Annotated in this window: 7 protein-coding genes and 1 pseudogene; 2 read left to right on the top strand and 6 right to left on the bottom strand. The window is 76.9% G+C overall.

The window, feature by feature from the left end; all coding sequences use genetic code 11:
• Window positions 1-224 precede the first annotated feature (224 nt).
• Complete coding sequence (locus tag ACRYR7_RS21975) at window positions 225-1,511, top strand: right-handed parallel beta-helix repeat-containing protein (RefSeq protein WP_432574247.1); 1,287 nt, start codon at window positions 225-227, stop codon at window positions 1,509-1,511.
• A 93-nt stretch (window positions 1,512-1,604) separates the two neighbouring features.
• On the opposite strand, the gene ACRYR7_RS21970 is transcribed toward ACRYR7_RS21975, so the two are convergent.
• From ACRYR7_RS21970 to hisC, 5 genes are all read right to left on the bottom strand, one after another.
• Window positions 1,605-2,360 (bottom strand): ZIP family metal transporter, encoded by a 756-nt coding sequence (locus tag ACRYR7_RS21970; protein WP_432574246.1) that lies wholly within the window; start codon window positions 2,358-2,360, stop codon window positions 1,605-1,607.
• A 69-nt stretch (window positions 2,361-2,429) separates the two neighbouring features.
• Window positions 2,430-3,809 (bottom strand): dihydrolipoamide acetyltransferase family protein, encoded by a 1,380-nt coding sequence (locus tag ACRYR7_RS21965; protein WP_432574245.1) that lies wholly within the window; start codon window positions 3,807-3,809, stop codon window positions 2,430-2,432.
• Window positions 3,810-3,880: 71 nt separating this feature from the next.
• Complete coding sequence (locus ACRYR7_RS21960; protein WP_432574244.1) at window positions 3,881-4,864, bottom strand: alpha-ketoacid dehydrogenase subunit beta; 984 nt, start codon at window positions 4,862-4,864, stop codon at window positions 3,881-3,883.
• A complete protein-coding gene (gene pdhA, locus ACRYR7_RS21955; RefSeq protein ID WP_432574243.1) occupies window positions 4,864-6,018 on the bottom strand; it encodes a pyruvate dehydrogenase (acetyl-transferring) E1 component subunit alpha in 1,155 nt (384 codons plus the stop codon). The genes ACRYR7_RS21960 and pdhA overlap by 1 nt, the downstream gene beginning before the upstream one ends.
• A gap of 229 nt (window positions 6,019-6,247) precedes the next feature.
• On the bottom strand, window positions 6,248-7,294 hold the full coding sequence (gene hisC / locus ACRYR7_RS21950; protein ID WP_432574248.1) for a histidinol-phosphate transaminase: 1,047 nt from the start codon (window positions 7,292-7,294) through the stop codon (window positions 6,248-6,250).
• A 251-nt stretch (window positions 7,295-7,545) separates the two neighbouring features.
• Between hisC and ACRYR7_RS21945 the strand changes: the two genes are divergently transcribed.
• Window positions 7,546-8,055, top strand: a complete 510-nt coding sequence (locus ACRYR7_RS21945; protein ID WP_432574242.1) for a flavin reductase family protein — start codon at window positions 7,546-7,548, stop codon at window positions 8,053-8,055.
• A 35-nt stretch (window positions 8,056-8,090) separates the two neighbouring features.
• On the opposite strand, the pseudogene ACRYR7_RS21940 reads toward ACRYR7_RS21945, so the two are convergent.
• Window positions 8,091-9,470 (bottom strand): annotated as a pseudogene (locus ACRYR7_RS21940) (hypothetical protein); the annotation flags it as partial.

The following is a 9,470-nucleotide window of genomic DNA, read 5'->3' as shown; positions in this document are numbered from 1 at the left end:
CGCGGTGCCGCGCAGCGCTGCGCGGGGCCGCGCTCCCCTACCCGGTGACCCGGCCCGCGGGGAACCCCCCGGCCGCCCGGACGGCAGGGACCGCCCGTGGACGTCAGGAACCTGCTGGGTCCGCGCCGATCGGCCCCGGCGGGCGGTGCGGCGCTGCCAGCATCCCCTCGACGGCGCGCGGGAGCGTCCGCGCCGCCGTGACGAGGTCATCGAGAAGGGCCGACATGCGCACAGCAGGTACGACGGTGGGGACGGCGCGCGGGCGGGTCCTGCGCCGCCTGGCGGCCGCCGGGGCGGCCGGCACGCTGCTCGCGGTCACCCTGCCCGCGGGCGTCGCCGCCGCGGGCAGCGGGACGACGTGGCGGGTGCACCCCGGGCAGTCGATCCAGGCCGCCGTGGACCGGGCCAGGTCCGGCGACACGATCCAGCTCGCCGCGGGCACCTACCGCGAGTCCGTCTGCGTCGTGGGCAAGGGCCTGACCGTCAAGGGCGCCGGGCGCGAGCGCACCACCCTGACCTGGTCGCCGTGGGACACCGTGGCGGACCTGCCGGCGGTCGCGTCCAACCCGTGCCTGGAGGCGCAGAACGTCGCCGACGCCGAGGACGACAACGGCACCCTGGTCGACAACGTCTCGGGGCTGTTCTTCCTCAACCCCGACCGGCCCGTGAAGGTGCGCGACCTGGCCACCCGCGACCACCCCGCCAACGGCGTCGTCGCCTGGGGCGCGCGCGGCTTCGAGGTCAAGGCCACCAGGGGTACCGGCCACGAGCGGTACGGCATCCTGGCCGCGGACTCCACCGACGTGTCCATCAAGGACAACGTCGAGGTCGGCGTGGTCCGCTCCGCCCCCGTGCTCGGCGGCACCGCCGGCATCTCCGTGGGCGACTCCGCCCACGCCGACGCCACGATCGCCGGCAACACCGTGCGCAACTACAACCTCGGCGTCTTCGCCCGCGAGGCCCGCACCGGCGTCATCAAGGGCAACACCCTCACCGGCAACTGCGCCGGCGTGCTGGTGTTCGACGACTCCGCCACCGAGATCCCCGACACCAGCCGCCACGTCGTGGGCGGCGACTGGTCGGTCAAGGGCAACCACGTCGCCGACAACACCCGCTACTGCCTGGTGGGCCGCGACGGCAGCCAGCGCGTCTCGGGCACCGGCATCGCCGTCACCAACGCCGACCGCGTCAACGTCTCGGGCAACACCCTGCGCGGCAACCGCCCGGTCGTCCCGGCCGGTCAGGACCCGGTGAACTTCCCCTCCGGCGGCGTCTCGCTCATCAGCTTCTCCTCCCCGCCCGGCACGAACCCGCCCGGCGCGGTGCCGCCCGGGCTCGTCGAGCACGTCACCGTCAAGGGCAACACCTTCCGGGACAACGCCCCCACCGACGTCTTCGTCAGCCAGCCGAACCCCTACGCCCCGCTCATCCAGGGCCCCGGCGAGGGCATCGTCATCAAGGGCAACCGCTGCGGCTCGGCCACCGGCCTGCCCGTCGAGCGCTGCTCCTGACGCAGCACCGCACGGCACCACCGCCGCACCAGCACCACGGGACCCCGTCCGGCCGCGCCGGGCGGGGTCCCGCGCGTGCGGTGCCGGGACCGGTCAGCCGCCCAGGCGGCTGATCGTGAACGCCACCAGGAAACCCAGGGTCGTGATCAGGCCGGTGTAGACCTGCGTGCGCTCGAACGCCTCGGGGATCATCGTGTCCGCGATCATCGTGAGGATCGCGCCCGCGGCCAGCGCGGTGATGGCGGCGATGACCTGCGGCGAGGCGCTGCCCAGCGCCGCGTAGCCCACCGCCGCGGCCAGGGCGCTGACCAGCGCGATGCCGCCCCACACCCCGAACACGTACCCGGCGCTGCGCCCGGCGCGCTTCATGCCCGCCACGCTGGACAGGCCCTCGGGGACGTTGGAGATGAACACCGCCGCGACCACCGCCGTGCTCACCCCGCCGCCGCCCAGCAGGCCCACGCCCAGCACCACCGACTCCGGGATCCCGTCCAGCAGCGCGCCGATCGCGATGGCCGCACCGCTGCCGCCCTGCTCGGACTCCGAGGGCTGCTGGTCGCCGGAGCGCTTGCGGTGCCGGGCCCCGCGCCGCGCCAGCAGCGCGTTGGCCCCCACGTACACCAGCGCCCCGACGAGGAAGCTGACCGCGGTGGTCGTCAGCCCGCCGGTCTCGGCGGCCTCCTCGGCCAGGTCGAAGGCCAGCGCGGAGATGAGCACCCCCGCGCCGAACGCCATGACGGCGGCCACCACCTTCGAGGGCACGCTCACGAACCAGGCGACCGCGGCGCCGACGACCAGCGCCGCCCCGCCCAGCAACCCCCACGCACCCGCTTCGAGCCAGCCCGGCACCCCTGCTCCCCTCGTCGTCCCGAGAGGAGCACCTACCCGCGCCGCAGCGGGCGAAACCCCGGGCCCGGGTCAGCTCCAGGTGAGCGCGCGGGCGGGGTCCTCCAGCACGGCGGCGACGTCGGCCAGGGCGCGCGAGCCGCTCTCCCCGTCGAGCATCCGGTGGTCGAACGACAGGCTCAGCGTCGCCAGGTAGCGCGGCTTCACCTTGCCCTTGTGCACCCACGGCTTCTGGGCGATCTTGCCGACCGCCAGGATCGCGGCCTCGCCGCGGTTGAGGATCGGGGTGCCGGTGTCGATGCCGAACGTGCCCACGTTGGTGACCGTGATGGTGCCCTCGGCCAGCTCGCGCGGCTGCGTCTTGCCCGCGCGGGCGGTGGCCGCCAGCTCGCCCAGGTTCTCGGCGAGCTCCTTCAGGCTCATCGCGTCGGCGTCCTTGACGTTGGGCACGAGCAGCCCGCGCGGGGTGGCGACCGCGATGCCGAGGTTGACGTAGTTCTTCACCACGATGACCTGGTTCTGCTCGTCCCAGGTGGAGTTGATGTCCGGGTTGCGGCGCACCGCGACCAGCAGCGCCTTGGCCACCAGCAGCAGCGGCGAGACGCGCACCCCGGCGAACTCCGGGTCCTCCTTCAGCCGGCGCACCAGCTTCATCGTGCGGGTGGCGTCCACCGTGGTGAACACCGTCACGTGCGGGGCGGAGAACGCGCTCTCCACCATCGCCTGGGCGGTGGCCTTGCGCACCCCGCGGATCGGCACGTGCCGCTCGCGCTCGCGGCGGTCCTCCCGGCGCGGCGGTTCCGCCGGGGCGCTGGGCACCAGCGCCAGGACGTCGGCGCGGGTGACGGTGCCGCCCGGGCCGGTGGCGACCGCGTCGGTCAGCTCCACGCCGAGGTCGCGGGCGAGCTTGCGCACCGGCGGCTTGGCCAGGACCTGCCCGGGCCGCGACGCCGGCGCGGCGGGTGTGGCGGGTGCGGTGGTGCTGGCGGGGGTGCCGGCGGCGCCTGCCGTGCCGCCGGTGGTGGCGGGCGCGGAGGTGGGCCGGGCGGCGGGGCGGCGCCGCCGCGCGGCGCCCTCGCGGGTGCCGTACCCGACGAGGGTGGCCCCGGAGGCCTCCGCGTCCTGGGCGCCGTGCGCGTCCTGCCCGCCCGGCGCACCGCCCGCGGCGTCCTGCGCACCGCCCGCGGGGGCCGCGCCCCCGGTGGCGGCCGCGGCGCCGTCGCCGATGACGACGATGTCCGTGCCGACGTCGACGGTGCTGCCCTCGGCGACCAGCAGGTCCACGACCGTGCCGGCGTACGGGCTGGGCAGCTCGACGAGCGACTTCGCGGTCTCGATCTCCACGAGGACGTCGTTGACCGCGACGGTGTCGCCGGCCCGCACCTTCCACGACACGATCTCGGCCTCGGTGAGTCCCTCGCCCACGTCGGGCAGGGCGAAGCGCTGGTGCACGGGTCCCCTTCGGGTTCTTCGGTCTGGTCGGGTCTGCGCACCGCCCGGGCCCGGGCGGCGGTGCTCGCGCCTCAGGCGGCGAGCGCCTGCTCCACCGCGTCGAGCACGCGGTCCACGGTGGGCAGGTAGTGCTCCTCCACGCGCGCCGCCGGGTACGGCAGGTGGTACCCGCCCACCCGCTTCACCGGGGCCTCCAGGGAGTAGAAGCACCGCTCGGTGATCTGCGCGGCGAGCTCCGCGCCGGCGCCGTGGAACACCGGCGCCTCCTGGACCACGACGAGGCGGCCGGTGCGGCGCACCGACTCCGCGACGGTGTCCACGTCCAGCGGGGAGATCGAGCGCAGGTCCACGACCTCCAGCGCGGTGCCGTCCTGCGCGGCCTCGGCGGCCGCGTCCAGCGCGAGCTTCACCGTGGGCCCGTACGCCACGAGCGTGGCGTCGGTGCCCGGGCGCAGCACGCGCGCGCGGTGCAGCGGCGCCACCTGCCCGGGGGCCAGGGCGGTGTCCACGTCGCCCTTCTCCCAGTAGCGGCGCTCGGGCTCCATGAAGAGCACCGGGTCCGCCGAGGCGATGGACTGCTGCACCATCCAGTACGCGTCGTGCGCGCTGGAGGGGTACACCACGCGCAGGCCCGCGGTGTGCGCGAACAGCACCTCGGGGCTCTCGGAGTGGTGCTCCACCGAGCCGATGCCGCCGCCGGCGGGCATGCGGATCACCACCGGCACCGACAGGCGCCCGCGCGAGCGCGCCCGCAGCTTCGCCAGCTGCGTGACGATCTGGCTGAAGGCGGGGAAGACGAACCCGTTGAACTGGATCTCGCACACCGGCCGGTAGCCGCGCAGCGCCATGCCCAGCGCGGTGCCGACGATGCCCGCCTCGGCCAGCGGGGTGTCCATCACCCGGTCCTCGCCGAAGTCCTTCTGCAGCCCGTCCGTGACGCGGAACACCCCGCCCAGGCGGCCGATGTCCTCGCCCATCAGCAGCACCCGCGGGTCGCGCTCCATCGCGGCGCGCAACCCGGCGTTGATCGCCTTGGCGATCGGCATGCGCTCCATCAGCGCTCCCCCCCGACGGTCGACCCCTGCTGCTCGTCCTGCTCGTGGCGGGCCCAGGCGGCGAGGAACTCGTCGCGCTCGGCCAGCACCTGCGGGTGCGGTTCGGCGTAGGCGTGCTCGAACATCGACGCCGGCTCCGGGTCGGCCATCTCGCCCAGCCCGGCGCGCAGCCGCGCGGCGAAGACGTCGGCGCGCTCCTGCACCGCCCGCTCGGCCGCGTCGTCCAGCACGCCCTCGGCGCGCAGGTGCGCGCGGAAGCGGTCCAGCGGGTCGCGCTCGCGCCAGACGTCCACCTCGGCGGCGTCGCGGTAGCGGGTGGGGTCGTCGGCGGTGGTGTGCGCGCCCATCCGGTACGTGAAGGCCTCCACGAAGGTGGGGCCGCCGCCGGAGCGGGCGCGCTCCAGCGCGGCGCGCACCACCGCCAGCACCGCCAGCACGTCGTTGCCGTCCACGAGGACGCCGGGCACCCCGGCACCCTCGGCGCGCCGGTGCAGCGGCACCGCCGACTGCCGCTGGACGGGCTCGGAGATCGCCCACTGGTTGTTCTGGCAGAAGAAGACGACTGGGGCGTTGTAGACCGCGGCCCAGTTCAGCGCCTCGGCGGCCTCGCCCTGGCTGGTGGCCCCGTCGCCGAAGCAGACCACCACGGCGGTGTCGCGCTCGGGGTCACCGGTGCCCACCGCGCCGTCGCGCTGCACGCCCATGGCGTAGCCCACGGCGGGCAGCATCTGCGCGGCGATCACCATCGTGTACGGGTGCACGCCGTGGGCCACGGGGTCCCAGCCGCCGTGGTCCACGCCGCGGAACAGGCTCAGCAGGTGCAGCGGGTCCACGTCGCGCGCCAGCAGGAAGCCGTGGTCGCGGTAGCTGGGGAAGACGTGGTCCTGGCGGCGCAGGGCGCGCGCGGCGCCGACCTGCGCGGCCTCCTGGCCGCGGCTGCCCGGCCACAGGCCCAGCTGGCCCTGGCGCTGCAGGGCCTCGGCCTCGGTGTCCAGCCGGCGCATCAGCACCAGGTCGGCGAGCACCTCCAGGGCCTCGGCCGGCTCCAGGTGCACGTCGTAGCCCGGGTGCGCGCGCCGGGCGCCGGTGGCGTCCAGCAGCTGCACCATCTCCTCGCCGCGGACCCGTGCCGGGCCGACCGCTGCGTCGGTCACGCGCTCCCCCTCCGTCGGACGGTCCCGGTGGCGGTCCGGCGCCAGCGCGAACCTACGGTCCCGTACCTTACGGGTGCGTACCTTACGCGAGAGTAGGTCGGCGCACGAGGCGCGCGCGAGCGGACGGGGCCGGACGCGGGCCCGTCCAGGTGGGCGCGGGCGGGCGCGGACGGGCGCGGGCGCGCGGCGGCGTCCCCGGCACCGCGCCCGGCACCGCGCCCGACGGACCTCAGCGCAGGCGCGCCGCCACGTCCAGGAAGCGGGCGTTCGCCGCCGCCTCGGCCACCGTGACGCGCACGCCGTCGGTGCCGTAGCCGCGCACCGACAACCCCTCCGCGCCGAACGCCTCGACCAGGGCGGGCGTGCGCCCACCGACCGGCAGCCACACGAAGTTGCCCTGCGCGTCCGGCACCCGCCAGCCCTGCTCGCGCAGCGCGTCCAGGACGCAGTGGCGCTCGGCCACCAGCGCGGCCACGCGCCCCATCAGCTCCGCCTCCGCCGCCGGCTGCAGCGAGGCGACCACGGCCGCCTGCCCGATCGCGGTCACCCCGAACGGCGTGGCCGCCTTGCGCAGCGTCGCGGCGACCTCGGGGTGGGCCACCGCCACGCCCACGCGCAGCCCCGCCAGCCCGTACGCCTTGGAGAAGGTCCGCAGCACCACGACGTTGGGGTGCGCGCGCAGCACGTCCACGCCGTCGGGCACCTCCGGGTCGTCGACGAACTCGCGGTAGGCCTCGTCCAGCACGACGAGCACGTCGCCGGGCACCTGCGCCAGGAACGCCTCGAGCTCGGCGGCGCGCACCGCCGGGCCCGTGGGGTTGTTCGGCGAGCACAGCACCACCAGCCGGGTGCGCCCGGTGATCGCCGCGAGCATCGCCGGCAGGTCGTGGCGGGACTCGGCCGTCAGCGGCACCTGCACCGCGCGCGCGTCGCCGATCGCCGCGGCGATGGGGTACGCCTCGAAGGAGCGCCAGGCGAAGACGACCTCGTCGCCGGGGTCGCACGCCACCTCCACCAGCTGCGCCAGCAGCCGCACGCTGCCGGTGGCCGCCGCGAGCTGCTCGGGCCGCACGCCCCAGCGGGCGGCGACCGCGTCGAGCATCGCCGCGGCCGAGGGGTCGGGGTAGCGGTTGACCTCCGCGGCCGCCCGCGCGATGGCCTCCAGCACGCTCGGCAGCGGCGGGTAGGGGTTCTCGTTGGAGGAGAGCTTGAACACCTCCAGCCCCTCGCGCACCCGGGCGGGACGGCCCGCCACGTACGCGGGCACCCTCGCCATGTTCGCCCGCAGGCGCGGGAGGAGCTCTGCAGCGCTGGAGGTCGGCACCGGCTCAGCTTAGGACCGCGCTCCCCCGCCGCCGCGGGCCCGGCGCACCGGCCCACGGCACCGGCCCGCGGCACCGCACCGGCCCACCGGGGGCGCGCCGCGGGCCGGTGTACGACACTGCCGAGCGCACCTGTTCGACGCTGGACCCCGCACCCCACGCCGGCCCCGCACGCGGGGCCCCTACGACCGCCGGACGGTTCTCCATGCCCGAGCTGATCGACTACGCCGACGACCCCAAGGCGCTGTTCGCCACCTTCGCGCTGTTCCCCTCCGGGGTGGCCGCCCTGTCGGCGGTCGTCGACGGCGAGCCGGTCGTCCTGGTCGCCTCCTCCTTCCAGGTGGGCATCTCCGCCGACCCGCCGCTGGCGCTCGTCGCCGTGCAGCACACCTCGACGAGCTGGCCGAAGCTGCGCCGCGCCCCGCGCATCGGCGTCTCCGTGCTCGGCGAGGCCCACGACGTCGCCGCCCGCCAGCTGGCCTCCAGGGCGGGCGACCGCTTCGCGGGCATCGAGACGACGACCACCGCCACGGGGGCGCACTTCGTGCACGGCGCCCCGGCCTGGCTGGAGTGCAGCATCCACTCGCAGTTCCCCGCCGGCGACCACGACGTGGTGCTGCTGCAGGTGCACGCCCTGGGCACCGAGCCGGACCTGGAGCCGCTGGTGTGGCACGCCAGCGGCTTCCGCGCCCTGCAGCCGCGCGCCACCGCCTGAGCCGGGACGCACCCGGCACCCCCGGCACCGGCCGCTCACAGCCGCTCCGCCCGGTAGTCGAAGACCTCCACGCGGGCGCCGGGCGCGTCGAGGAAGGCGCGCGCGGAGGCGCGGTAGTCCACCAGGGCCCGCTCGTCGCTGGCGTCCACCAGGGCGGCGGTGCGCAGGTAGCCGTTCCAGCCGTGCGCCGCCAGCGGGTCGGCCGCCACCGCGGCGGCCAGCGCGGGGTCCGCGCCGACGTCGCGGCGCACCACCGTGCGCGAGGCGGAGCCCTGCGCGGCCCGCCCGTCCAGGGCCGGCACGAGGTCGCCGGTGTGCTCCAGCGAGAGCACCCGCACGTCGCCGGGCACGGCGGTGGCGTCCACCGGCGAGCCGGCGGTGACGACGTGGGTGACCCGGTAGCGCGCCGTGAACGCCTCGTCGGCGGCCAGGGCCGCCGCCGTCAGGCCCCCCTGGCTGTGCCCGGCCAGCATCACCGGCTCGTCGGCGCCGACCCCGGCGCGGCGCACCGCCTCGGCCACGGCCGCGGCGGTGGCGGTGGGCTCCCCGGCCACGGCCCGCAGGTTCGTCGTCAGGTCCATCGGGGTGCCCCCGGGGCGCGGCAGCGGCGTCCAGTCCTGCGTGCCGGGCACCTCCACGACCCAGGCCACGGAGCCGTCGGCGTGCGTGACACGCTCCAGGCGCACCACGCCCGGCTCCGGCCGGCCGGCGGGGGGCATGCGCCCGCCCACCGACCCCGCCGGCCCGTCCGGGGCGAACCCGGTGGACTGGTGGGCCACCCCGTCGAGGACCTCGGCGATGCCGCGCGGCGGGCGGGTCGGCACCGCCCGCCGCGCCGCGGGCACCACCCGCACGCCCGACTCGCGCAGCAGCGGGCTCACCGCGCCCAGGGCGGTCAGCGCCGCGGCGACCTCCGCGGCCCCCGCGCCCGGCGCCAGCACCTCCGGGGCCGCCGCGACCAGGCCGCCCGCCAGCAGCGGCGAGCGCGCCGCGGCCGCCCGCAGCACCGCCGGGGTGGTGGCCACGGCCTCCTGCACCAGCCACGGGTGCCGCGCCGCCAGCAGCGCCACCCGCTGCACGTCCCCGCGGACGCGGTCGTCCACGGCACCGGCCTCGTGCGCCGCGAAGGCCCCCAGGTCCTCCAGGTCCACCCCGCCGGTGGCGACCACCTGCACCAGGGCGCGGGCCAGGACGCGGTCACCGGCCTCGGCGCTGCGGTGGGCGACGTCCGCGGCCAGGAGCCCGGCGGCCCCCGCCGCCACCGCCGGTGCGGCCTGCACGACGGCCTGCGCGGCCGCGCGCCGGGCCAGCGCCACGACCGCCGCCGCGACCTCCTCGCCGGCGCGGTAGCGCAGCGCGGCGGTGCGCAGCATCCCGGCGAGCAGGAGCAGCCGCGCGGACAGCGTCGTGGCCGA

It is taken from the genome of Kineococcus gurbantunggutensis, from assembly GCF_050871925.1.
Lineage (GTDB): Bacteria > Actinomycetota > Actinomycetes > Actinomycetales > Kineococcaceae > Kineococcus.
The sequence above is the reverse complement of the archived record's forward strand: the minus strand, read 5'-3'. Positions and strand labels throughout refer to the sequence as shown.